This is a genomic window from Hoyosella altamirensis (genome assembly GCF_014191505.1).
Classification (GTDB): domain Bacteria; phylum Actinomycetota; class Actinomycetes; order Mycobacteriales; family Mycobacteriaceae; genus Hoyosella; species Hoyosella altamirensis.
This window is the reverse complement of record NZ_JACHWS010000001.1, coordinates 432,893-457,600: the sequence shown is the minus strand read 5'-3', so window position 1 is coordinate 457,600 and position 24,708 is coordinate 432,893. Positions and strand designations below refer to the sequence as shown.

The 24,708-nt window shown below is 62.6% G+C and carries 23 protein-coding genes; 14 read left to right on the top strand and 9 right to left on the bottom strand.

The features are described from left to right. Positions 1-30: 30 nt before the first annotated feature. Entirely contained in the window at positions 31-972 is a 942-nt protein-coding gene (locus FHU29_RS02240) for a sugar-binding transcriptional regulator (protein WP_064439683.1), read from the bottom strand. A gap of 113 nt (positions 973-1,085) precedes the next feature. On the opposite strand from FHU29_RS02240, the gene tkt reads away from it, so the two are divergent. Further along, the gene (gene tkt, locus FHU29_RS02235) at positions 1,086-3,233 is read left to right on the top strand and encodes a transketolase (RefSeq protein WP_064439682.1); all 2,148 of its coding nucleotides are present in this window, start codon (positions 1,086-1,088) and stop codon (positions 3,231-3,233) included. Continuing rightward, positions 3,208-4,353, top strand: a complete 1,146-nt coding sequence (tal, locus tag FHU29_RS02230) for a transaldolase (protein ID WP_064439681.1) — start codon at positions 3,208-3,210, stop codon at positions 4,351-4,353. Before tkt ends, tal begins: the two co-directional genes overlap by 26 nt. Here tal and FHU29_RS02225 read toward each other — a convergent pair. The 3 genes from FHU29_RS02225 to FHU29_RS02215 all read right to left on the bottom strand — a co-directional run bounded on the left by FHU29_RS02225 (position 4,316) and on the right by FHU29_RS02215 (position 8,782). Further along, positions 4,316-6,424 (bottom strand): molybdopterin-dependent oxidoreductase, encoded by a 2,109-nt coding sequence (locus tag FHU29_RS02225; RefSeq protein WP_064439680.1) that lies wholly within the window; start codon positions 6,422-6,424, stop codon positions 4,316-4,318. The genes tal and FHU29_RS02225 overlap by 38 nt on opposite strands. Positions 6,425-6,575: 151 nt before the next feature. Beyond that, positions 6,576-7,961, bottom strand: a complete 1,386-nt coding sequence (locus tag FHU29_RS02220) for an FAD-binding oxidoreductase (RefSeq protein ID WP_064439679.1) — start codon at positions 7,959-7,961, stop codon at positions 6,576-6,578. Positions 7,962-7,969: 8 nt separating this feature from the next. Further along, positions 7,970-8,782: an SDR family oxidoreductase gene (locus FHU29_RS02215; protein ID WP_064439828.1), complete on the bottom strand. Its 813-nt coding sequence runs from the start codon at positions 8,780-8,782 to the stop codon at positions 7,970-7,972. A 139-nt stretch (positions 8,783-8,921) separates the two neighbouring features. Between FHU29_RS02215 and FHU29_RS02210 the strand changes: the two genes are divergently transcribed. The 3 genes from FHU29_RS02210 to FHU29_RS02200 all read left to right on the top strand — a co-directional run bounded on the left by FHU29_RS02210 (position 8,922) and on the right by FHU29_RS02200 (position 11,572). After that, positions 8,922-9,725 carry an EamA family transporter gene (locus FHU29_RS02210; RefSeq protein WP_064439827.1) on the top strand — a complete coding sequence of 268 codons (804 nt, stop codon included), beginning with the start codon at positions 8,922-8,924 and terminating at the stop codon, positions 9,723-9,725. 181 nt (positions 9,726-9,906) lie between these two features. Beyond that, on the top strand, positions 9,907-10,389 hold the full coding sequence (locus tag FHU29_RS02205) for a hypothetical protein (protein WP_064439678.1): 483 nt from the start codon (positions 9,907-9,909) through the stop codon (positions 10,387-10,389). Between the two features lie 19 nt (positions 10,390-10,408). Then, a complete protein-coding gene (locus FHU29_RS02200; RefSeq protein ID WP_064439677.1) occupies positions 10,409-11,572 on the top strand; it encodes an acyl-CoA dehydrogenase family protein in 1,164 nt (387 codons plus the stop codon). A gap of 24 nt (positions 11,573-11,596) precedes the next feature. Here FHU29_RS02200 and FHU29_RS02195 read toward each other — a convergent pair whose 3' ends face one another. The 3 genes from FHU29_RS02195 to FHU29_RS02185 all read right to left on the bottom strand — a co-directional run bounded on the left by FHU29_RS02195 (position 11,597) and on the right by FHU29_RS02185 (position 14,274). Beyond that, positions 11,597-12,331: an SIMPL domain-containing protein gene (locus FHU29_RS02195; RefSeq protein WP_064439676.1), complete on the bottom strand. Its 735-nt coding sequence runs from the start codon at positions 12,329-12,331 to the stop codon at positions 11,597-11,599. A 66-nt stretch (positions 12,332-12,397) separates the two neighbouring features. After that, entirely contained in the window at positions 12,398-13,849 is a 1,452-nt protein-coding gene (locus FHU29_RS02190; RefSeq protein ID WP_064439675.1) for a multicopper oxidase family protein, read from the bottom strand. Next, positions 13,846-14,274: a hypothetical protein gene (locus tag FHU29_RS02185; RefSeq protein WP_064439674.1), complete on the bottom strand. Its 429-nt coding sequence runs from the start codon at positions 14,272-14,274 to the stop codon at positions 13,846-13,848. Before FHU29_RS02185 ends, FHU29_RS02190 begins: the two co-directional genes overlap by 4 nt. A 133-nt stretch (positions 14,275-14,407) precedes the next feature. Between FHU29_RS02185 and FHU29_RS02180 the strand changes: the two genes are divergently transcribed. The 3 genes from FHU29_RS02180 (at position 14,408) to FHU29_RS02170 (ending at position 17,069) form a co-directional block, all read left to right on the top strand. Next, complete coding sequence (locus FHU29_RS02180; RefSeq protein WP_064439826.1) at positions 14,408-15,550, top strand: sensor histidine kinase; 1,143 nt, start codon at positions 14,408-14,410, stop codon at positions 15,548-15,550. Beyond that, positions 15,547-16,197, top strand: a complete 651-nt coding sequence (locus tag FHU29_RS02175; RefSeq protein ID WP_064439673.1) for a response regulator transcription factor — start codon at positions 15,547-15,549, stop codon at positions 16,195-16,197. Before FHU29_RS02180 ends, FHU29_RS02175 begins: the two co-directional genes overlap by 4 nt. 65 nt (positions 16,198-16,262) lie before the next feature. Further along, positions 16,263-17,069, top strand: a complete 807-nt coding sequence (locus FHU29_RS02170) for a sulfite exporter TauE/SafE family protein (protein WP_064439672.1) — start codon at positions 16,263-16,265, stop codon at positions 17,067-17,069. Here FHU29_RS02170 and FHU29_RS02165 read toward each other — a convergent pair whose 3' ends face one another. Then, a complete protein-coding gene (locus FHU29_RS02165; protein ID WP_064439671.1) occupies positions 17,070-18,437 on the bottom strand; it encodes an MBL fold metallo-hydrolase in 1,368 nt (455 codons plus the stop codon). 186 nt (positions 18,438-18,623) lie between these two features. Between FHU29_RS02165 and FHU29_RS02160 the strand changes: the two genes are divergently transcribed. The 3 genes from FHU29_RS02160 (at position 18,624) to soxR (ending at position 20,320) form a co-directional block, all read left to right on the top strand. Beyond that, positions 18,624-19,178, top strand: coding sequence for a methyltransferase domain-containing protein (locus FHU29_RS02160; RefSeq protein ID WP_064439670.1), 555 nt, complete (start codon positions 18,624-18,626; stop codon positions 19,176-19,178). Positions 19,179-19,341: 163 nt separating this feature from the next. Beyond that, positions 19,342-19,764 carry a DoxX family protein gene (locus FHU29_RS02155; protein ID WP_083962223.1) on the top strand — a complete coding sequence of 141 codons (423 nt, stop codon included), beginning with the start codon at positions 19,342-19,344 and terminating at the stop codon, positions 19,762-19,764. Positions 19,765-19,873: 109 nt separating this feature from the next. Continuing rightward, positions 19,874-20,320: a redox-sensitive transcriptional activator SoxR gene (gene soxR, locus FHU29_RS02150; protein WP_064439669.1), complete on the top strand. Its 447-nt coding sequence runs from the start codon at positions 19,874-19,876 to the stop codon at positions 20,318-20,320. Between the two features lie 109 nt (positions 20,321-20,429). Here soxR and FHU29_RS02145 read toward each other — a convergent pair whose 3' ends face one another. Next, positions 20,430-21,818: a cystathionine beta-synthase gene (locus FHU29_RS02145; protein WP_041452101.1), complete on the bottom strand. Its 1,389-nt coding sequence runs from the start codon at positions 21,816-21,818 to the stop codon at positions 20,430-20,432. Between the two features lie 202 nt (positions 21,819-22,020). On the opposite strand from FHU29_RS02145, the gene FHU29_RS02140 reads away from it, so the two are divergent. The 3 genes from FHU29_RS02140 (at position 22,021) to FHU29_RS02130 (ending at position 24,692) form a co-directional block, all read left to right on the top strand. Further along, positions 22,021-23,061, top strand: coding sequence for an SGNH/GDSL hydrolase family protein (locus FHU29_RS02140; RefSeq protein ID WP_232322931.1), 1,041 nt, complete (start codon positions 22,021-22,023; stop codon positions 23,059-23,061). Between the two features lie 39 nt (positions 23,062-23,100). Beyond that, on the top strand, positions 23,101-23,376 hold the full coding sequence (locus tag FHU29_RS02135; protein WP_064439667.1) for a hypothetical protein: 276 nt from the start codon (positions 23,101-23,103) through the stop codon (positions 23,374-23,376). A gap of 98 nt (positions 23,377-23,474) precedes the next feature. Further along, the gene (locus FHU29_RS02130) at positions 23,475-24,692 is read left to right on the top strand and encodes an acetyl-CoA C-acetyltransferase (protein ID WP_064439666.1); all 1,218 of its coding nucleotides are present in this window, start codon (positions 23,475-23,477) and stop codon (positions 24,690-24,692) included. Positions 24,693-24,708 lie beyond the last annotated feature (16 nt).

Here is a 24,708-nt window from a genome sequence, read left to right as displayed (position 1 = left end):
GGCCCGGGGGCGCGACACGCCATTCGACGTCTACTCCTCCAGCAACCGCGCGGCCAGGGCGGAGTCAGTCACCAGCGAGTTGATCAGGCCTGACGCCAGCGCGGCGCGCACCGCGCCGGTTTTTCGCCCGCCGCCCGCAATACCGACAACCTCGGGAATTCGACGCAGACCTGCTGCGTCGATAGAGATGCATTGTTGCTGGACGTCATCAACGACCCGGCCTTGGCCATCGATGAGGATGGCACCAATGTCGGCCACGACGCCTTTGTCTTCCAGCGCGTTCCGTCGCGCCGGCGTGATTCCCAGGTTGTCGTAGAACTGCGAATCGGGAGGATCCCAGCTGCCGATCGCCACGACCGCGACGGTTACTCGGTCGAACTGCCTGAGCGTCTGGGCGACGTCGTGCTGACGGCGAATCGCCTCCGCCGCACCGATGTCGGATGCAATGAGTGGCGCGTACAGCGTCCACGCGCGACCGTGCGCGACGGTGCTCACACGCCGGATGACCTCGACACCCGTCGCTTGTACTGGCCCTGCGACGCCAGCGAGTTGCACGACCTCCCCGATCGCGAACGACGTCAGCGCCTGGCCGAGCTGGTTGAGGGTACGCCCGGCCGTTAAGCCGAGAATGTCGTCCGGGCCCGCGATCTCTCGCAGCAGATCGGCCCCGACGCGGCCGAGTTGTTCCTGAACTGCATCCGGCAGTTCCGTGGGGGTTCGCACTACCACCGCACGTTTAAGTGCGTACTGCCGCTGAAGAGCGGACGACCTCTCGTCGTCGATCGGTCCTGGAACCGCGATCTCAAACCGGACAATTCCCGAGCTGATGGCGTCATCGAGGAGCCGGCCAACCTTGAACCGGCTCAGTCCGAGTTCCTCAGCAATCTCGATCCGGGTTTTTCCTGCTACGAAGTGCTGCCGAGCGATATGTGCGAGCCGGACAAGCTCGTCGGGTCCCATGCCTGACGCCATTCGGCAATCCTATCGTGCTCATATGAGCATCTTGGTTGCACATATGATTTCTTCGCGCACATACTGAAGTCGCCGCGAGGCTCAGCGACAGGCCACCCCAGAAAGGTCTCTTCATGACATCCACCGCCGATATCCCGGCGCTGACAGCGCGAAACGTCCCCACAGACTGGACGGATCTAGAGACTCACACGGTCGACACGGCGCGTGTGCTCGCCGCCGACGCGGTTCAGAAGGCCGGGCACGGACACCCCGGGACTGCCATGTCCCTCGCGCCCTTGGCGTACACCTTGTTTCAGCGTGTGATGCGGCACGACCCCGCGGATCCCACGTGGGCTGGCCGCGACCGATTCGTTCTGTCCTGCGGGCACTCGTCGCTCACGCTGTACATCCAGCTCTACCTCGCTGGATACGGCCTCCAACTCGACGACCTCAAGTCGCTGCGCACGTGGGGATCGCTCACCCCGGGACACCCTGAGCTGCACCACACGGCAGGTGTGGAGATCACGACAGGCCCACTCGGGCAGGGCCTGGCGTCCGCAGTCGGAATGGCAATGGCCGCGCGGCGTGAACGTGGATTGTTCGATCCGGTTCCCGCTGCTGGTGAATCCCTGTTCGACCACTTCATTTACGTCATAGCTTCAGACGGAGACATCGAAGAGGGCGTCACCGCGGAAGCATCGTCTCTCGCTGGACGCCAGCAACTCGGCAACCTCATCGTCTTCTACGACGACAACCAGATCTCGATCGAAGACGACACGAGAATCGCCCTCAGCGAAGACGTCGCGGCGCGCTACGAAGCGTACGGCTGGCACGTCCAGAAGGTCGACGGTGGCGAAAACGTCGCGGGCATCCTCGATGCCATCACTCAAGCACAGGCTGAAACATCACGCCCATCCTTCATACAGCTGCGCACCGTCATCGGCTATCCCGCGCCGAAGCTAATGAACACCGGCAAAGTCCACGGCGCCGCGCTCGGCGAAGAGGAAGTCGCGGCGATCAAAAGGACGCTCGGCTTCGACCCGTCGGAGTCCTTCGAGGTGGGCGATGCAGTCATCGCGCATACACGCTCAGTCCGCGACCGCGGAGCCGCCGCGAAGAGCAGATGGCAGCATGCCTTCGACGCGTGGGCAGCCGGCAACCCGGAGCGTAAGGCACTGCATGACCGTCTCTGCAGCCGGGAATTGCCCGACGCATGGGCGAGCGTCCTGCCTTCGTGGGAACGCGACGCGAAGGGGATGGCGACACGCGCCGCTTCAGGCAAAGTCCTGTCAGCGCTCGGACCCGTACTGCCCGAACTGTGGGGCGGTTCCGCGGACCTCGCCGAATCAAATAACACCACCATCGCCGGTTCGGATTCATTCGGTCCGGCTGCAGCGGAGACGAGGCAGTGGAAAGCTCAGCCCTACGGCCGGACACTGCATTTCGGGGTTCGCGAACACGCAATGGGCGCAATCCTGACGGGCATTGCCCTTCACGGCCCGACCCGGCCGTACGGCGGCACTTTCCTGACTTTCTCGGACTACATGCGCGGCGCAGTCCGGCTCGCTGCAATCATGGAAGCTCCGGTCACCTATGTGTGGACGCACGACTCGATCGGTCTCGGCGAGGACGGCCCGACCCACCAGCCAGTCGAACACCTGGCGGCGTTGCGGGGCATACCCGGCCTGGCCGTTGTCCGGCCTGCTGACGCCAATGAAACTGCATTCGCGTGGCGGGCGATCATCGAACGCCAAAGCGACTGGCACGCCGGACCAGTCGGGTTGTGCCTGACCCGACAGGCAGTCCCCGTCCTCGCTGACACCCAATACGACGGGGTGCGCCGGGGCGGATACATTCTCGCCGACGCGGACGGTGACCTCGACGTGATCCTGATCGCGACGGGCAGTGAGGTCCAGATCGCACTCGCCGCTCGCGATGCACTACACCGCGAGGGAATTGGTGTGCGTGTCGTATCCATGCCGTGCGTCGAGTGGTTCGACGCGCAGGATCCGGATTACATCGACTCGGTACTGCCACGGTCCGTCGATGCGCGCGTCTCCATCGAGGCTGGCATCTCCCAGCCCTGGTGGCGCTTCATAGGGCGCCTCGGACGAACCGTCTCCCTCGAGCATTACGGCGCCTCAGCCGATTTCACAACCCTGTACCGCGAATTCGGCATCACCGCCGAGGCCGCGGTGGCTGCCGCGAAAGATTCGCTCGCAGCTGTTGACACTTCATCGAAAGGAACCTGGAACAATGACTTCCGTACTGCCCGCGTCTGACGCACTCTCCCAACTCTCCGCCCATGGCGTTTCGCTCTGGCTCGACGACCTCTCCCGCGGACTTATCCGCTCCGGCCGACTGGCGGAACTCGTAGCGACACGCAACATCGTCGGAGTGACGACGAATCCCACAATCTTCCAGGCAGCGATGTCCGACGGACCTGCGTATCGTGAGCAGCTGACCGCGCTCGCAGCCGCAGGCGCCAGCGTCGACGACACGGTTCGTCAAATCACAACCGACGATGTCCGCGAGGCCGCGGATGTCCTTGCTCCCGTCTTCGAGGCAACTGGCGGTGTCGATGGCCGGGTCTCACTCGAAGTCGATCCCCGCCTCGCTGATGACTCGGAGGCGACGATCATGCAGGCCCTAGAGCTGGCACGCCTCGTCGACCGCCCGAACCTGATGATCAAAATCCCGGCAACCCTCGCGGGCCTGCCGGCCATTACCTCAGTGATTGCAGAGGGCATCAGTGTCAACGTCACACTGATCTTCTCGGCGCAACGCTACGCACAAGTAATGGAGGCGTACATCGCTGGACTCGAGAGTGCTCATGCGAACGGGCGCGACGTGTCCACCATCCACTCCGTAGCGTCATTCTTTATTTCGCGCGTCGACACCGAAATCGATCGGCAGCTGAAGGAGATCGGCTCGGCTGAAGCCACAGCACTGCTGGGCAGGGCCGCGATTGCCAACGCACGCCTCGCCTATCAGTTGCATGAAGAAACGTTCGCAGCCAGGCGGTGGGCGGATCTGGCCGCCGTAGGCGCGAACAAGCAGCGTCCGCTGTGGGCGTCCACCGGAGTCAAAGACCCCGCCTACGACCCAGCGCGCTACGTGACCGAAATCGTCGCGGCCGGCACGGTGAACACCGCACCACTGGCCACGATCGAGGCTGTGGCCAATCAGGGAACAATCAAGGGCGACACCGTCACGCCGAACTACTCGCTTGCTGCTGAAGACATGGAATCGCTCACCGCGCTCGGAATTGCCCTTCCCGACGTCTTCGAGTTGCTGGAAAAGCAGGCCGTTGCGAAGTTCGAGCAGTCGTGGGAGGCGCTGCTCGGAGAGGTCCGCAAGAATCTCACTGTGCCGCGGCCACGCGTACCGGAACGCCGCTGAAAGCCGCGTTTCCGCTGACATCGAGCAACTCCGGGTCGGTGAGATCGTTGATCGACACCCCCGGCAGTTTCTCGGCGTTATGCAGGTGGTTCACGTTTTTTGCTGCGTGGCCGTATCCGTGCGGCAGTGAGACGACACCTGGCATCATGTCGTCAGTAGCCTGAACTTCCACGGTCACTTCACCTACGCGCGACGTCACAGTGACTGATTCGCCGTCTATGAGGTTACGAGCAGCGAGGTCCTGCGGGTTGATCAGCAGTTGGTGCCGCGGCCTGCCTTTGGTCAACCGCTCCGTGTTGTGCATCCAGGAGTTACAGTCCCGCTGGTGACGGCGGCCAATCAGCACGAGGTCGCCCTCATCCGCGACGGGTACTTCCGCGAGCCGATGGAGGTCATCGAGCAACAGTTGCGGCGCGAGCTGAATGCGCTTGTCCTTCGTCCGTAGACGCCCCGGCAGGACAGGTCGCAGCGGGCCCAGGTCGATACCCTCGGGATGTGCTTTCAGCTGCTTGAGTGACAGTTTGCGCTGGCCCGTTCGCAGCAGGCCGTCCACGGTCAGGGTCGGCGAGACCCTCAAGCGCACTTCCATCGTGAGCCGTTTTGCAAGCTTGGGCTTGCGCTTGCGCCGGTGGATGACACCCAGGGCCAGGTCTCGGAAAATTTCCCAATCATCCCGCGCGCCTTTGGGTTTGGGGAACAACGCGGGCGTGAAGCGGGCAGTGTTCCGCACTGCAAGCAGATGGAAGACGAGGTCGTAGTGGTTTCGCTCCAGCGCGGATGTGGGCGGAAGAATTAGATCGGCGTGCTGGGTGGTTTCGTTGATGTAGTAGTCGACGGCAACCATGAAGTCCAGGCTCTTCAGGGCATCCCCCAGCCGCTTCCCGTCCGGGGTCGACAGCACAGGGTTCCCCGCGATGGTGACGAGTGCCCGGACCTGACCGTCACCGGGGGTGAGGATTTCATCTGCCAGCGTGGAGACGGGTAATTCGCCGCCGGCTTCGGGGAGGCCGCGGACGCGGCTGCGCCATTTGTCGAAGTGACCACGTGACAGCAGCCCACGTTCGATGAGGTCGATGGCTGGTTCGGTGAACATCGCGCCGCCAGCGCGGTCGAGGTTGCCGGTGAGGATGTTCAGGCACTGCACCGCCCAGGCGCAGATTGTCCCGAACGCCTGTGTGGACACTCCGATGCGGCCGTACGCGGCGGCCGCCCCGCTCTCGGCGAATTCGCGTGCGACGCGCCGGATAACGTCAGCGGAAACGCCAGTAACCGCGGCGGCTTTGTCGGGCGTAAAGCTCTCCACCGCGGCGCGCACGGTTTCCACGCCCTCGGCATGCAACGGCTGGGTGGTAAGTCCTTCGTTGAAGAGCACGTTGAGCATCGCCAGCAAGACGAATGCGTCAGTTCCGGGGCGAACGAAGTGGTGCTCTGTCGCCACTTTCGCGGTTTCCGTACGTCGAGGGTCGAAAAGCACGATCTTGCCGCCTCGTGCTTTGAGTTCACGCACGCGCTTCGGGAAGTCGGGGACGGTCATCAGACTGCCATTGGACGCCATCGGATTCGCTCCGAAGACCAGGAGGAAATCGGTTCGGTCGACGTCGGGGACAGGGATCAGCAGCTGATGCCCATACATCAGGTGGCTGACCAGCTGATGGGGCAACTGATCCACTGAGGTTGCGCTGAATGTGTTCTTCGTGCGCAGCGCGCTCGCAACCTGTGTGCCGTGTGTCAGTGCACCGAGGCTGTGCACGTTGGGATTGCCCAGATAGAGCGCGACCGCATCGTTTCCGTAATTGTTCTGAACGCCAGCGAGCTTCGTCGCGGCGAGCTTCAGCGCTTCCTTCCAGCTCACGGGCTCCCAGTCACCTTGGGGCGTTCGGCGCACCGGGTTTCTCAGACGGTCCGGGTCATCGTAAATATCCTGCAGTGCGACGGCTTTCGGGCAGATATGTCCGCGGGAAAGCGGATCATCGGGGTTTCCGCGAACCGACACGATGCGTCCGGCGTCGATCGTGTACTCCAGGCCGCAGATTGCTTCACATAGATTGCAGACACCCAACTGCTTTCGCATGTGCTAAGTGTCGCACCCTCGCGCGGTGCCGCCACTCGAGGGGACACTTTTTCGTGAGCACGGTCAAAACGTACGTTTAGGCCGGGAATCTGTACCGTTCGTACACGCTCAGAAAAAAGCAACCCCACCAGTAGTGCCCACGTCGGCCCGACTACAGAACCGAGCCGGGGTTGAGGATCCCCTCCGGATCGAGTGCCTCTTTAATACGTCTGGTCAGAAGCATGACGTCGTCTCCAACCTGGTTCGGCAGCCACGCTTTCTTCAGGCGTCCGACACCGTGCTCGCCAGTGATGGTGCCGCCGAGCGCGATCGCCAGATCCATGATCTCACCGAAGGCGAGGTGAGCCCGGGCCGTCATATCGGCATCCGCAGGGTCGTGCACGATCAGCGGATGAGTGTTGCCGTCCCCAGCATGCGCGATTACAGCCACGGTGACATCCCGATTAGCCGCGATCTTCGCGATCCCGCTGAGCAGCTCCGGAAGTGCTGGGATCGGCACACCAACGTCTTCGAGCAGCAAAGGGCCCTTCCGTTCAACCGCCGGGATCGCGAATCGGCGCGCCGCAGTGAAAGCCTCGCCTTCATCCTTGTCATCCGTGGTGAAGACTTCAGTGGCGTTGTGCTGGCTGAAGGCTTCTGCGATGAACTCCGCCTCACGGGTGCGGTCCGCGCCGGGCGAATCGGACTGCGCAATCAGCATCGCTTGTGCGCCCCGGTCAAGCCCCATTTTCAGCGCATCCTCGACAGCATTGATGGAGGTCTGGTCCATAAACTCCAGCATCGCTGGCCGTATTACCCGCGTCACTGCCAGAATCGAGGCCGTCGCGTCGTCGAGGGAAGAGAAGGACGCAACAACCGTGCTCGCTGGAGGCTGCGGCGGGATAAGGCGAAGAGTGATCTCGGTGATGATTCCGAGCGTGCCTTCGCTGCCGACGAACAGTTTGGTCAAAGACAGCCCCGCAACGTCCTTCAGCCGGGGCCCGCCTAAACGTACCGCCGTACCGTCGGCCAGAACGACCTGCAGGCCGAGGACGTAATCGGTCGTGACCCCGTACTTCACGCAGCAGAGCCCGCCCGCATTCGTGGCGGCATTGCCGCCAATCGAGCAGATCTCGAACGACGACGGATCCGGCGGATACCACAAGCCCTGCTCGGCAACAGCACGCTTGACTTCAGCGTTCAGCAGACCGGGTTGCACAACCGCTATGCGGGTAACCGGATCGACGTCGATTCTTCGCATCTGCTCCGTCGTGAGAACCACCCCGCCGTCGACAGCCGTCGCGCCCCCGGACAGTCCCGAACCTGCCCCGCGCGGAACGACCGGAATCCGGTGCGCCGACGCCCACCTCATCACCGCCTGAACATCCTCGGTACAAGTCGCGCGGATAACGGCGCGGGGGCTCCCCGCACCCGGATCCTTGGCCCAATCGCGCCGATACGGCTCGGTGACGTCCGGGTCCGTCAGGATCGACACATTCGGGAGCTCTGTCTGCAGCTCGTCGAGAAACTCGTCACCCAGCTTGTCCATGCCGGTCATGCCGCCTCTCATTCTCCGGGCGAGCCAGAAAGTTTCTTCTGATACCACCGCATCCCACCGATCCACCGGTCGTAATCAGCTGACTTCGCGCGGTACATCTCCAGCACTTCGGGGTGCGGCAAAATCAGGAACGTCCCAGTGCGAATGCCCTCGAGGACCGCTTCGGCTACGTCCGCCGGATCAAGCACCGCCCCAGCAGTGGTAACTGCCTTGAAAGCGAGTTCGCCCTCGTCACCACCGAGTTGGGCGTCATTCAGCAGGTCCGTATTGACCCCCATCGGACACACGCAATGGACACCGATGCCGCGATCGCCGTACGTCACCGCCAGCCATTCAGCGAATGCCACCGCAGCGTGCTTACTTACGGAATAGGGCGCCGAACCAAGCTGGGTCAGCAGGCCGGCCGCGGAGGCAATGCTGACAAAATGGCCACCACCGTTGGCTAGCCACTTCGGGATCAGTATCTTCGCTGCCCTGATGTGCGCCCGCACGTTGACGTCAAGGGAAAGGTCCCAGACTCCTTCGGACGCGTCGAGGCCACCTGCCCCAATAACACCCGCGTTTGCGACGAACACGGAGACGGGCCCGAACTCTCTCTCGGCGCGATCACAAAGCTCCTGGAGGAAACTTTCGTCCGAAACGTCACCCTCAGCCGCGAAAGCCGAGCCCTTCGGCAGATCGTTCACGACCTCGGACGCGGCCGCTCCGTCCAGATCCGCGACGACCACCTTTGCTCCCTGTACGCTCAGGGCCCGAGCGATAGCGGCCCCGATCCCTTTTCCCGCTCCGGTGACAACCGCGACTTCGCCGTCAAAATCCATGAGTTCACAGTACGGCGCGGGCGGCACCATAAATCCCATTTGCTCACGCATCGACACCTCAGTGAAAGTGGTGCAGGTGAGCACACCCCCGGTTCCGTCCGCGGACGCAACCCGAAATCGCCTCCTGCCGCCCGCGCTGATGCTGGTCAGCGGCACGTCCATGTACGTCGGCGCAGCAGCGGGTGTTTTTCTGTTCAGCTACATCGCGCCCGCTGGCGTCGCCTGGCTGCGCATCCTCGGCGCGGCACTGATCCTGCTTGCTGTCGTTCGTCCCGCCCGTACCGCGTGGCAAGGTCGCGCGTTATTACTCGCCGCCGCATTCGGGACTATCACGGCACTGATGAACATCAGCTTCTACGAGGCGATCGCGCGGCTGCCATTGGGGACGGCGGTGGCGATCGAGTTCCTGGGCCCGATTCTGGTGGCTGCCTGGGGCTCTCGGTCGCTGCGCGATATTGGGGCCCTGCTCGTGGCTGGCACAGGCATAGTGCTGATCGCTGATGTGCACCTTGCGGGTTCTCCGCTCGGTATTGTGTTCGCGCTGCTCGCGGCACTGTGCTGGGCGGGGTACATCATTCTTGGTAAACGCGTCGCGGGGGCGGGAACCCCGCGTGAGAGCCTGGCAGTCGGCTTCACCGTCGCTGCATTCGTGACGGCGCCGTTCGCGCTGACGATCGTGCTGTCGTGGCAGCCGGACACTCCCCTGCTGCCGGTGCTGACGCTCGGGCTTGTTCTTGGTCTCTTCGCGAACGTCATTCCGTATGGGCTTGACCAGGTGATTCTCCGGAAAGCCGGACAGGCCTATTTTGCGGTTCTGCTCGCGTTGCTGCCGGTGTCCTCTGCGGTCATCGGCTGGCTGATTCTCGATCAATCTCTCGCTCCCGCGGAAATCGTCGGAATCACCGCCGTCGCCCTGGCTGTCGCGCTTCGTCGGCCAGCCTAACTCCTCCCTCACAAATCCATCTGCGCAGGTCAACAAAACTAGCCAAAAACCGGGGGTTCTGTTGACGTGCACAGATGGATTTCGGCCGGGGTGCAGCACCGACTGCTTTTGGTAGCGTCGATAGTGAAGGACCTTCCGCTTCGGCCACTGCTTCACATTCCACGCCTGAACGGAGGACATCATGAACGTTTCAGCTGCGAAGATACAAGGCAACACCACAAGGGACCTGCTTTCTGGCTATCTTCTGATCTGCAACCGGGCGATGGCTGAGAACAAGGACAAGTTCTGGTACCAGCAGGCCAAGAAACTGAACCGGCAACTGTGGGGCGGAGCAAATTTCAGGACAGTCATCTACGAAACAGATCCGGACGTGACCGTGGGCGAGTACACGATCCATTTCGATCCAGTTGAGAAGTCGTTGAGCATCCTCCCGCCCGGCGACCATGACGTTGCATTCACCTGGAAAGCCTCCACCGACTACCTCAGAGACGTCGTTCACGATCGACCGGATTGGTACCTCGCGCACCCGGCGATGCTGGACTGGGTCTGGATGAAGGAGCGCGCGCGTGATCAACTCGTCCACCGGGTGGACGGCCGGTCCTTCATCGCCGGTGTGACCCTGGGAGTGGCCGCAACGGCCGCGATCCGGCGGTGGGCGGCGTGATTGGGTGTAGATATAGAGGATGACGTCGCTCAATGAACTGTTCGCCCTCGACCCGCTGCTCAACGAGGAAGAGAAAGATATCCGAGCCACGGCGCGGGAGTTCGCGAACCGGCATCTCCGCCCCCACGTCGCTGAGTGGTACGAGGCGGGCACCCTTCCCGCGCGAGAGGTGGCGAAAGAGTTCGGGAAGCTCGGCATGCTCGGGATGCACCTGCACGGTTACGGGTGCGCGGGCGTATCTGCGACCGCGTACGGCCTGGTCTGCCACGAAATTGAGGCTGCTGACGCGGGCCTGCGCAGCCTCATGTCGGTGCAGGGTTCGCTCGCGATGTACTCGATCTATGCCTATGGCTCTGAAGATCAGAAACAGCAATGGCTCCCAGACATGGCGCGCGGCGAGAAGCTCGGCTGCTTCGGGCTCACCGAACCGGACTTCGGGTCGAATCCTGGCGGCATGCGCACCCGTGCCCGTAGAGATGGTGACGATTGGCTCCTCAACGGGTCGAAGATGTGGATCACAAATGGCACGCTCGCCGACGTCGCGGTCGTGTGGGCACGCACGGAAGATGGCATACGTGGGTTCCTCGTCCCCACGGATTCGAAGGGCTTTGAAGCTCGCGAGATGAAGCACAAGCTGTCGTTGCGCGCCTCTGTGACGGCGGAACTTTCGTTCGACGATGTGCGACTGCCCCACGATGCTGTCCTACCCGACTCGAAGGGTCTCAAGTCACCTCTCGGCTGCCTCTCCGAGGCGCGGTTCGGGATTGTTTTCGGCTCGATGGGTTCCGCACGAGACTGCCTGGAAACGGCGATCGATTACGCGAAGTCACGCGAAGTATTCGACAAGCCGCTGGCCGCGTATCAGCTTACCCAGGCGAAGCTCGCTGACGGTGCGCTTGAATACGGGAAAGGAATGCTGCTGGCCCTGCATCTGGGCCGGCTGAAGGACGCCGGGAAGATCACCTCCGAACAGGTCAGCATCGGCAAGCTGAACAATGTACGCGAGGCCCTGGAGATTGCGCGTACCTGCAGGACGATTTTGGGCGCCAATGGCATCACGCTGGAGTACCCGGTGATGCGTCACGCCTCGAACCTCGAGACTGTCCTCACATACGAGGGAACGTCCGAGATTCACCAGCTCGTGGTCGGGCAAGCCCTGACGGGCGAGAACGCCTTCCGCTGATTCGCGCGACGTTTAGGGCGAGAGCTAGCCCAGCGACCATCGTGCGGAAACGTTCACCTCTACCTCCACTTCTCCGGGCTCAATAGGAACGAGCCCGTCGAACTGGGCTTCCTGCGCTCGGACGGATGGTGGCGGCGCCGAAAGTTCTTCCGAAATGCTGACGATGTCACCCAGATTGCGATCCGCGAGATCCGCATAGTGTTCAGCGCGGGTCCGCGCGTCCACGAAAGCACGTTCACGCGCGGCTTCGAGGAGGGCCTCGTTGTCTTCGAGCGAGAACTGCACGCCGTGTATGCGCGCGTCGTCACCGGCTGCTCCAGTAGCTGCTTGCAGGACTGCGCCAGCTGAATCGAGTTCACGGATCTTGATCTCTAGCTGGTTGCTGACCACATAGCCGCGAATCTGTGGTGGCTCGCCTGGCTCCGGCCTGTCGTAGCCCGGGGTGATCGAGAACGTACTCGTCTGCGTGTCCTCTGGCTCCACCCCGGCACCGCGTACCGCATCGATGACGCTTTGCGCAGCGGCGTTCGCATCGTCGAGTGCCTCCTGGACCGTGGAGCGTTCGACTTCGACTCCCACTGTCGCGCGCAGCGTGTCCGGCTGGCCCGTCACTCTTCCCGAACCCACCACCGAGACACCTCGTGGCGAGTCTTCCCCACCGCCGTCAGCAGTGGATCCCGCGCCGCATGCCGCAAGCGGCAGCGTCAGAAGTGACATGAAGGCCGTGAAGACCATTGCACCCCAGCGTCTTTGCTGCATGTGTTCCTCCTCAGCACGCTCAGCTGTCTACTGACAGTACGCGCACGATGCCCTCATGCGGGGCATTCAATGGTGGTGGCTCCCCGACGGTGAACCCGGTGGCTGACCTTCGTCAACAACGACGAACTGGCCCATCATCCCCTCGTCCTCATGCCACAACAGGTGGCAGTGGTACATGTAGGGCACGTCGGGGTCAGCGTAATTGCTGAACCGCATGATTAGTCGGTGTTCCTTATGCGGCTCGAGCAGGATGGTGTCTTTCCATCCGCGCAAATGCGGTCCGGGTGGCTCGCCATCGATATCGAGCACGTGAAACTGCACGTCATGGATGTGGAAGTTGTGCGGGTATCCGTCGGCCGCGGATACAGTCCAGATTTCGGTCGATCCGGCGGTGACGACCTCGTCGATGCGGCTCATGTCCATTTCGCTGCCGTTGATTGATCTGTTGGATAGCCGCATTGGCCGTTGACGGACAGCGTCGGATGCCCGCAGCCAATCGATGTCCGACAACTCGGCAGGCAAGGCGGGGCTGGGTGACAGCCTGTCCGCCGCACGGATTTGCAGGATGTCGAAGCTATCCGAAAGTCCTGATCCCGCACCAAGCAGATATCCGGGTGTGGGGTGGGATTGCAGATTCACTTCCTCGCCTGGTGTCAGCTCGACCACGATCTCTGCACGCTCACCAGGCGACAGGGTGAGCTGGCGCGTGGAGTTAGGGGCTTCCATCAGTCCGCCATCAGTCGCGATCTGTGCGAACTCTCGCTCGTCCTCGAACGCGAACGTGAGGATCCGCGCTGTTGATGCGTTGAGCAGACGGAGCCGTACCTTCTCCGTCGTGGCGTCTAGGTATGCCCCTTCAATCCCATTGGCGAGTATCGATTCACCTAGGGTTCCGACCGCCGACGAGTGGTCGAACACTAACTCGCCAGTCTCAGTGAAGCGCTTGTCTTGCACGATGAGTGGAATGTCATCAATGCCGTACTCGGACGGGAGGTGTTGAGTGGGCTCGTCGATCAGGAACAGTCCGGCCAGACCTCGATACACGTGCTTTTCCGTGGCCTCGTGTGGGTGCGGGTGATACCAGAGGGTGGCCGGCGGCTGATTGATCTCCCATTCGGGCTGCCATGTGCCACCTGGCTGAACCTCTTGGTGGGGTCCCCCGTCCATGGCGGCCGGAAGGTGCATACCGTGCCAGTGCACCGAGGTTGCTTCGCCGAGTTCGTTAGTCACATTCACCCGCACGCGTTCACCGGGTGCGGCGCGCAGCGTCGGACCTAGGTAGTCACCGTTGAAACCCCATGTCGGCGTCGTCATGCCATTGACGAGCTGAGAGCTGCCTTCTCGCGCCGTCAGCGTGAATTCGCGGCGTCCCTGATCGTCAACCGTGCCTTCTTGCAGCGGCGGGATCGGGAGTGGGCGATCAAAGCTCACCCGGCCTGTGTAGTCCGTTCCTGCGAAGATGCCGCAGCCGCTAAGAGTGAAGAGCACCGCGAGAATCAGGGGACCGATGCGCTTCATTGTGGCGCTTCCCGCGTGACGACGTGTGCAATTGCCGCCACCACGACGAACCAGATCATGTGGGTGGATGCCATCGATACCACGGCGATCGGGAAGACCCAGAGGCCAGGTGAGCCGCCGCCGATACCGATGAGTGGGCCCACAATAAGACCTGCTGTCGCGACTACCGTCACGTAGCAAGCACCCGCGAGAATCACCGTCAAGAATGGCCGCGGGGGTCGCACGTAGGCAACCAGGGCCAGCCAGATAACCGACACTCCGGCAAGAATGGCGAAATGGCGGGCGCCGGGATGCATCTCGCCGAACAGCCCTAGAGCGTGAGTAACCGGTTCGAGCAGCGCCAGCGAGCCGAGTCCTATGATGAAGGGCCAGGCGAGCCGGGCCCGGCCGTGGTGGCGCCGGTATTCTTGCGTTTCGTATGTCATGCGTATGACGCTACGAATTGCAGCTTCGACGCGAATCCGCTGTGATGCGGCACTTTAGTGTCGACGCTGTGCGTGGTGATTGTCGCCTCTGAACGTATGCGGCACCCTGATGCACCCTGACAGAATCGGTGTCATGTCTCCGGGTCTGCAGGAGCTGCGAGCATACCCACGCGCCGCGCTCGTCACGGACGCTCTGTTGGGTGTCGCGGTGACGCTCGTGGTGGTCCTCGCCATCTCGATGGATCTCGGCGGCGCACGCGGCCCTGATCCCTTCGCATACGCGTTCGCGCTTGGATTCGGGGCGCTGATGATGATGCGCCGTACGCGGCCTGTTCTCGTATTACTCTTCACGTCGTTCGGCATCTGCGTGTACTACGCGCTGGAATTCCCGCCAATCGGCCTCGCTGTGCCGGTAGGTGCCGCCCTCTACGCTGCCGCTGATGCGGGACGGATACGGTGGGCTGCTGGCACCCTGATCGCACTGCTCGCCGTGTCTTCGTACTTCCGGCTGATCGATGGTGAGGATCCCGGCTACTTGTTCGGGTACGAGTTCGCGTCATCTGCGGGGCTGATGGCGGCGGCCGTGGCACTCGGGTGGAGCGTGCGGACAGGCCGGCTCTTGAGGAACCGCCAGGAACAGCTTGATCTGCTCGCGGAGCAGGAACGTGAGTACGAGGCGGCGTCCCGCGTGCAGCAGGAGCGCCTGCGGATTGCTCGCGAACTTCATGATGCCGTCGGCCACACGGTGTCTGTGATCTCGCTGCATAGTGACGTCGCGCGCGAAGCGCTTGGGCGTGACGACTCTGTCGTGGCAGATTCGCTGCGGCATATCCGGGAAGCAGCTGGAAACACGATGCGTGAGTTACGTTCGGCGGTGAAGGTTCTGCGCGACCCTGACGAGAGTCCGGGCAAGACTTCCCTTGAATCGCTGGCAACTGCAGTACGGCGCGCGGGCATTGATGTCACTGTTGAGCGCGACGGTGGGGAAACTAGTGACGCCACAGAAAGCGTGATGTATCGGATCGTGCAGGAAGCGCTGACGAATGTGATTCGGCATTCGCACGCGAGTCGCATCGCAATCTCGCTGCGCCATCAGCAGGGTGAGCTAGCTCTTCGCGTCGCCGACAACGGTCGCGGCTGCCCTGACGTGAGGTTTGGTCATGGCCTCACAGGCATGCGGGAACGCGCCGAGAGCATTGGCGGCACACTTGCCGTGGCAAGCGGCCCGGAGGGATTCGTTGTGGAAGCTCAGCTACCTGCGCAGGGGGCTACATGATCCGTGTATTGCTGGTTGACGACCAGGAGTTGGTACGCACTGGTTTGCGCGCACTTCTCGAGCGTGACGGCGATATCGAGGTCGTGGGTGAAGCGTCCAACGGACGGAGCGGTGTGTCTGCGGCCGGGGTGCACAGGCCGGATGTCGTACTCATGGACCTCCGGATGCCCGTGCTGGACGGGGTTTCGGCGACGCGCGAAGTTACGGCGAATCCCGCGCTGAGTTCCTGCCGGGTCGTTGCGCTGACAACGTTCGATGATGAGGAGCTGATCCTCGATGTGATCCGGGCGGGCGCGTCTGGGTTTCTGCTGAAGGACATTTCACCAGAAGAACTGCGCGCCGGAGTACGAACTGTGGCCGGAGGCAATGCCCTGCTCTCCCCTGCGGTGACCGCAACGGTGCTGAGGCAGCTGGCCCGTTCAACAGCGCGGTCGCCCAGCAGTGACACGCTCAAACATCTGACTGGCCGCGAAACGGAGGTCCTCGCGGCTGTGGGTCGCGGCCTCAATAACGAGGAAATCGGCGCGGCATTGTTCATCTCACCCGCGACGGCCCGCACCTATGTGAGTCGTTTGCTGAGCAAACTGGGAGCCCGTGATCGTGCGCAACTCGTTGTCATCGCGTTCGAAAGTGGCCTGTATAACTGACACTTACATACCCTAGGGGGTATAGTTCTCGATAATGCCTTCACTCGTCGCGACCAAGGAGCACCATGGCAACGGCCGCCGCCATTACCATCATCGGACTGGTTATCGGCGTGCTCCTCGGTCTCCTCGGAGGCGGGGGCGCGATTCTCGCAGTGCCCGCTCTCGTGTACATCATTGGGCTGCCAGTGACACAGGCCATTCCCATGTCGCTCATTGTGGTGGCTGCAGCTGCGACGACGGGAGCGTATCCCCGCTTCCGCAAGAAGCTCATCAACTGGCGGCTCGCGGCCATCTTCGCTGCCGCAGGCATGCCAGCGGCAGCGCTGGGCACCGTCGTCGGCCGAGCAGTGCCGCAGGACATACTATTAGCCGGTTTCGCCGTCGTCATGATCGCGGCGGGTATCCGTATGCTGCGCAAACCTGACCATGTGGGGACGGCATGCACAGTGGTCGACTCCCGCACCGGCGTCGCTAAAGTCAATTGGCGCCGATGCTCGAGCCGGTCGATCCCAGCGGGCATCGGCGTGGGTTTCGTGACCGGCATGTTTGGCGTAGGCGGCGGATTTCTCGTCATCCCCGCGCTGGTTCTTCTGCTTGGGATCACCATGCCCGTTGCCGTGGGAACGTCGCTAGTAGTCATCGCCGCGAACTCCGCAGCGGGCCTCCTCGGGTATATCGGCAGCGTCTCACTCGATCTGAAGATCACCGCGCTCTTCACGGCGGCCGCCATCGTAGGCTCACTCGTGGCGGGCCGCTTCAGCACCAAAATCAGCGCCCAGCGTCTTCAGCGATGGTTCGCCTACCTCGTTTTCGTCATCGCCTTCGGTATCAGCGCGGAACTGATAGTCCGCACCATCCTCGAAGCCACGTAATCAGGATTCCGGTACGAGCCCGTGCTGCTCAGCCTGATCGAAGTCATCATCAATAAGAACAATTTCACGCTCATCGCGATCAAGAATCGAAGCAGTGATCGATGCGCGATAACCCGATTCGCAATGCACCCAGATCTCCCCCTCGGGCACTTCATCACGCCGTGACAGCACCTCATGGATCGGGATGTTGAGTGCACCAGGGATCGCCGACGCATTGTGCTCATCCTTGCGCCGCGCATCGAGCACAACAATCTCACGAACGTCCTTCTCGCGAGCGAGGTCAGCAAAGGTCGCGACACGGTAAGACCGCACGTCGCTGGCCGTGAGCGCGAGGTCCGCGAGATGCTCGTGTGTGCTCACGGCAGCGCCGGTGACATTGTCGATACCGATTCGTGCGAGGTCGCGGCGGGCGTCAAGCACCTGCTCGGACGTACCGCCGATAAGCGTGATCGGCGCCCCCCACTGGTACAGCCAGCCCAGATAGGTGACAAACGACGTCGAAAGTTCAAACCCCATCGTGCCGGCGAGATGTCCCGCCGCGAACGCACGGCGCTGACGCAGGTCAACAACCCACTCACCGTCATCGATGCGCTGCCGCAAGGTAGCCGCGTCGACCGGTTCAGGAGCGCGCAGGTCTACAGGCTCTGGTCCCTGGCTGTTGATGACCCCCATGTGCGCGTAGTAGGCGGGATAGTCACTCAGGCCCGCCAAGAGATCGTCGACGTAAGTTTGCTCATCGTGCGTGAGAGCAGGGTTCGCTTGCAGTTCCTCGCCAATGGTGGAGGATTCGTTCCCCGATGATTGCGTCGCCGAACAAAAGCTGCCGAAACCGTGCGTTGGATAGACCTCGACATTCGGCGGGAGTTCTTCCGCGAGCTTGCGTACCGAGTGAAACTGCTTGTGCGATAGGTCCGTAGTGTGCTCCGGCCCAAGGAGATCCGTACGCCCCGTCGTGCCATACAGCATGGAGCCACCCGTGAAGACGGCTTTCGGTTCACCCGCCTCGTCGAGCAGGACGTAGCTGAGGTGGTGGTGGGTATGCCCCGGGGTGTGCATCGCCCGGAAGCGCATTGCTCCCACCTTCAGCACCTCTCCGTCGGAGATTGCCCGGTGCCGGAATTCAACGTCGTCCATTTCCGAAAGAACATACTGAGCGCCAGTGACCCGCGAGAGCTCGAGGCCACCGGTGACGTAGTCGTTGTGGATATGTGTTTCGAAGACGTGCGTGATCGCGACACCGCGCTCGCCTGCCGCCGCCAGTGCGCGGTCAACGTCACGCTGGGGGTCGATCACGGCCGCGACCGCGCCGTCATCGATCAGGTAGGAGCGATCTCCCAGACTCGAGGTTTCGATGGTCGTGATGTGCATCTTCGGCCTCCTGCTGTGGACTTCAGCTCTCTAGCGACTATACACCCGGGGGTATTGAAAACTCAGGCGGGAACCCGCTGCTTACTCACAGGTCGTACCCAACTTCGAGTTCGTTTACACGCCGCTGAGCACCGTGGCCATCCCGTCTATCCTGTCGATTGTGAGTCCAACACCTCCGCAGGAGCCATGAGCGCAAGCCCCGATCAGGAGCGGTGGAATCGGCGGTATTCGCTGCAGGCACCCTCCTTTAGGGTTTCGCCCCTCGTCAGCCAGTTGCGCGCCATTGACCCGCCTGACGGACCGGTGCTCGAAATCGCATGTGGCACTTCAGGCTCTGCACTCGAGTTCGCCCGCGAAGGGCGCCGGGTTGTCGCTGTCGATGTTTCTGATGTCGCACTCAATCAACTTGCGGACGAAGCTGCGCGGCTCGGAGTCACTGACCTAATAGACCTCGTCGAAGCGGACGCCGCCGCCCACCCCTTCACGCCTCGGCACTTCGCGATTGTCCTCGCGACGTTCTTCTGGGACGCCGCCGCATTTGAGCACGCATGCAACGCTGTCACCCCAGACGGCGTGCTCGGCTGGCAAGCGCTAGCTTCGCCTGTGGCGGGATCACGGTGGAGAATTCCGCATGGCCACCTCAGCGCCGCCCTGCCGGGCGATTTTGGCGCGGTGCGCGAGTTCGAAGGCGGCGCCGGGCCCCATGCCTGGACGTGCCTCATCGCCCGGAGGTTCGGATGATCAGGTGTGACAACCGACACACCTCATTGACCTCAAGTTAACTTGAAGTTCTACGTTTGATCTCGTCGGAAGGAACAGACGACAGCTTCTTTCATCGACACGTCGATGTGCGGCCGCATCAATCGACCCACGTGCTACCGAGCCTCACACACAAGGAGCAGCCATGAGTCAAAGCACGCTGGTACGAGAACCCGCAACCACCCCTCATCCCCTTCGGACTACCGGACGCTGGGCCCTCAGCATTCTCTTCGGCGCCCTTTTTGCTTACTCGGGTGCGGTGAAGTTGGCCGGTGATCCAGAACAAGTCGAAGGGTTCGAAGAACTCGGATGGGGCCAATGGTTCCGCTACTTCATCGGTGCCGCCGAGGTCGCGGGTGGAATCGGCCTCCTGATACCGGCACTTGCCGCACTCGCGGCGGCGGGCCTGGCAATCATCATGACAGGTGCCACTTTCGTCCACCTCCTCGACGAACACCCGGCCTACCTGGCGCTAATACCGGCGGTGCTGGGCGTGGTCCTCGTACTGATGGTCCGCGCGAATTGGCACCGCACCCCAAGTGCTATTCGCCGGGCACTCAGACGCTGATCTGCCGCATACAGAGTTGGGGAGTTCCGCCTCTTCTACCAGGCGCGGAACTCCCGCAATTCGCGCATGACTTCAAGTTCACTTGAAGTCAGAGGCTATTCTGGATCATGTGGCTAGACACGAGCATCTGCTGACGATCGGAGAGCTCTCGGAGCGGTCTGGTGTCGCGGCGTCGGCATTGCGCTACTACGAATCGCTCGGACTCATCCGTTCCGAGCGGACTTCTGGCAACCAGCGGAGATACGCACGCTCCACTCTTCGCCGCGTGGCGTTTGTCCGGACTGCGCAGCAGGTCGGCCTCGATCTCACAGAGATAGGCGACGCCCTCGCGGAACTCCCATGCGAACGTACGCCGACACGCGCAGACTGGACCCGTCTCTCGCGGCACTGGCGTAAACGCCTCGACGAGCAAATCCGCCAGATCGAGCGGCTCCGCGACCGCCTCGATGGCTGTATCGGCTGCGGCTGCCTCAGCCTGCAGCGGTGCCGTTTGTTCAACCCGGGCGACGAACTCGCCGCCGAAGGCCCCGGAGCTGTGCGCCTGATTAGGGACTGAGGGCTGCAGGTCCAAGTACACACAGATCCGCCACAGATACTGCGGATTTCCTCACGATGTTTCCTAAGGAAATCTCGGGTATCTGTAGCGGATTCTGCGAGCGTAAAGGTCAGGCACGGCCCGAGCTGTAGAACACGAGCAGATCGTGGCGTGTGATCACGCCAATTGGCTTCCCATCCTCGACCACCATCAACGCATCCGTGTCCGCGAGCGCCTTCTGGGCGTCCTCGACGGTTTCACCTGTACCGATCAGCGGCAGTGCGTCGCTCATCACCTTGCTGACTGGATCCGCAAGGTGTGCCCGGCCCTCGAAAACTGCGCCAAGGAGGTCCCGCTCGTTGATGCTGCCCCGCACCTCCCCCGCCATAATTGGCGGTTCGGCACCTACAACAGGCATCTGGGAGACGTCGTACTCACGCATGATCTCGATCGCGTCGCGCAAAGTCTCTTGCGGGTGCGTGTGAACGAGGTCAGGCAGCTTGCCGGACTTGCCACGCAGCACGTCACCGACAGTCGAAGCCGCGGTCGAGCCGTCGAGCCTGGTCCGCAGAAACCCATACGAGGACATCCACGCGTCGTTGAAGATCTTCGACATGTAGCCGCGGCCACCATCGGGCAAGAGGACCACAACAACGGCGTCTGGGCCATCGCGGCGTGCCACCTCGAGCGCACCGACGACGGCCATGCCGCAGGAGCCACCCACTAGCAGTCCGTCTTCCCGTGCTAGCCGGCGCGTCATCTCAAAGGAGTCGGCATCCGATACCGCAATGATTTCGTCGGGAATCGCAGGATCGTAGGCACTCGGCCAAAAGTCTTCCCCGACGCCTTCTACAAGGTACGGCCGGCCGCTGCCCCCCGAATACACAGAGCCTTCTGGGTCCACGCCGATGATCTTCACCGCGCCGTTGGACACCTCTTTGAGGTAGCGACCCGTACCCGTGATCGTTCCGCCCGTACCGACCCCGGCAACGAAATGCGTGACCTTGCCTTCGGTATCCCGCCAGATTTCGGGACCCGTCGTTTCATAGTGGCTATCCGGGCCGTTCAAATTCGAGTACTGGTCCGGCTTCCAACCGCCAGGAATCTCATCAGTCAGCCGGTCCGAAACGCTGTAGTAGCTATCCGGGTGGTCCGGCGGCACCGCGGTGGGACAGACCACAACCTCAGCGCCATAGGCACGCAGAACATTGCGCTTGTCCTCGCTGACCTTGTCAGGGCAGACAAAGACACATTTGTAGCCGCGCTGCTGCGCGACCAGGGCGAGCCCCACTCCCGTGTTGCCCGAGGTGGGCTCCACGATAGTGCCGCCCGGCTTCAACTTGCCCTCTTTTTCCGCCGCTTCCACCATCTTCAGGGCGATGCGGTCCTTAGAGCTGCCGCCAGGATTGAGGTATTCAATCTTCGCAGCGACGATGCCGGGGATACCATCGGCCACTGAGTTCAGCTTCACCAGCGGCGTGTTGCCGATGAGGTCGACCACGTGTTCTGCAATGCGCATACCTCCATCGTTCCAGATGTTGCGCGACATGTACGCATCGCGGTCCAACACCGCCCACTCCGGAGGCGCGAGGACCAGGACAGCGGTATAAATTTGGGTGGGCTAGGCGCCTAGTTTGCAACCGTGAAAGGGAGGTGAGGGTGTGGCTGGACCTCACCCGCTACTGCCTTCGCGGGCCAGGCGTTCCGATACGCGAGGACATGTGGCCGCCCGGGCAGCCGCGGCAGCCGTCATCGGCGCCACCTCAGCGGGCGCGGCAAGCTGGGCGACCTACAATTTCCTCGCCGCACAGGCTCGCACCGCCCGCGGACGTATCGGCAAACTGCCGCCCTTCCCTCCAGAAGCTGACGGCGTCTACCACCCAGATGGCGGACGGCCCGAGCGCTGGAGCCAGACCCGCAACGCGGATATTCACCTGATGATCTTCGGAGACTCCACCGCAGCAGGGCTAGGCGCGACCTTCGCGGACGAGACTCCTGGCGTACGCCTCGCCCGCGGTCTCGCAGAGGAATCCGGCAAGCGCGTGCGGCTGAGCACCAAAGCGATCAGCGGCGCAACCTCCAAAGGCTTGAAGGGGCAGGTCGACGCGGCGCTCATTGCGGGCAGCCCGCCAGATGCCGCCGTGATCCTTGTCGGAGCCAATGATGTGACCGCGCGCCAATCCGTACGAAGGGCTGCCGGCCGCCTCCGGGAGGCGGTGCGGCGCCTGAAGGAACATGGTGTGATCGTGGTAGTAGGGACCTGCCCCGATTTCGGCATCGTCAGTGAGATCCCGCAGCCTCTACGATTCGTGATTCGCCGCTGGGGCCTGCGCCTCGCTCGCGCGCAGTCTGATGTCACGCGACTGGAGGGCGGGCACGCGGTCCCGCTCGCAGACCTGCTGACGCCCGAGTTCCTCGATGCCCCCGACCGCCTGTTTTCGTCCGACCGCTTCCATCCGTCGCCTGCCGGCTATGAGCTCGCCGCGGAGAACCTCCTGCCCGTGCTTTGCACCGCACTCGGCGTGTGGAAGGGCGGCCCACTCGAGGAGCTGCCCGAGGTATCAGTCGCAGCTGAAGCCCGCCGGCCGACAGTTCGGCTATGGAATGCGGTCAACCGCTTGTGGTTCCAGCACCTAAATCCCCCACAGCTGGCCACGCCGGCGCAGCCCGCCCCGAGTCCGTTCGGCGACGATCCCGCCGCGAGACTGACGCGTGTTGCCCAGGAGCACCGCAGACACAAGAAGTCGCCATTCCCCGACTAACGGGTGCTGCACACCCCCAGAAGTTGGCAGAATTGTGTGATGGACACGGATGACGATGTTGATGAGATGGGCATCGAAACGCTCCGCGCTGAAGTTCGCCGGCTGCGCGCGGGAATCCGCGAACACCGCGATAGCACTGCACATGCCCTCTGCTGGCATCATCCGCAGCTCTGGGGGCTGCTTCCTGAAGAGACCAGACCCGAACTCGAGGTTCCAGAGTGGCCGCAATTCATGCGGGGATGCATCGCCTACCGGGCTTCACTCGACCGCGAACTGCCTGACACCCCACGGACCGCACGGGAATTCGGCGGCTGACAGCGGCGGAAAAATTTCGCGGCGCAGCAATTGATCCCCGACTAGGCTTGTACGAGGCACTATCCAGATTCCGCTAGTTGGTGAACAGAGGAGTTCTCATGCCTGAGGCCGTCATCGTCGCTGCCGCCCGGTCCCCAATTGGGCGCGCAATGAAGGGCTCGCTCAAAGAGATCAGGCCCGACGATCTCGCTACCCAAATGGTCGGCGCTGCGCTCGCCAAGGTTCCCGAACTCGATCCCACGGAGATCGACGACCTCATCCTCGGCTGCGGACTCCCTGGTGGCCAGCAGGGCTTCAACATGGCCCGCAAGGTCGCCGTCATGCTGGGGCATGACTTCTTGCCGGGCACGACAATTACTCGCTACTGCGCATCGTCGGTGCAAACCACCAGGATGGCGCTGCACGCTATCAAGGCGGGCGAGGGTGACGTCTTCATTTCCGCCGGAGTGGAGAGCGTATCGAGCTTCATCCATGGCAACTCTGATTCATTGCCCAACACGAAGAACCCGCTGTTCGCTGAGGCTGAGGAGCGAACCGCCGTCACCGCCCAGGGCGGTGTCACCTGGCACGATCCTCGCGAAGACGGGCTGCTTCCCGATGCCTACATCGCCATGGGACAGACCGCGGAGAACGTCGCGCAGCTGACCGGCATTTCCCGGGAAGAGCAAGACCGCTGGGGCGTACGGTCACAGAACCGCGCTGAAGCTGCGATCAATTCGGGTTTCTTCGAGCGAGAAATCACCCCAGTCACGCTTCCTGACGGCTCCAAGGTCACCACGGACGACGGGCCACGCCCCGGAACCACTTACGAGGGCATCAGCCAGCTGAAACCCGTTTTCCGGCCTGATGGGACCGTCACCGCGGGCAACGCGTGCCCGCTCAACGATGGTGCCGCCGCCCTCGTCATCATGAGCGACACCAAGGCACAAACGCTCGGACTGACACCGCTTGCCCGGATTGTCGCCACCGGGGTGTCTGGCCTGTCGCCTGAGATCATGGGGCTCGGCCCCATCGAGTCCACTAAGCGTGCGCTCGCCACGGCAGGGATGGCGCTCTCCGACATCGATCTCGTCGAAATCAACGAAGCGTTCGCCGTGCAGGTCCTCGGTTCGGCCCGGGAACTCGGGATCGACGAAGAAAAACTCAACGTTTCCGGTGGCGCTATCGCACTCGGCCATCCATTCGGCATGACGGGCGCTCGCATCACCACCACGCTGATCAACAACCTGCAGACTCACGACAAGCAGTTCGGCCTCGAAACCATGTGCGTGGGTGGCGGGCAGGGCATGGCGATCATCCTCGAGCGCCTGAGCTAACGCCCCGGCGCGGAGT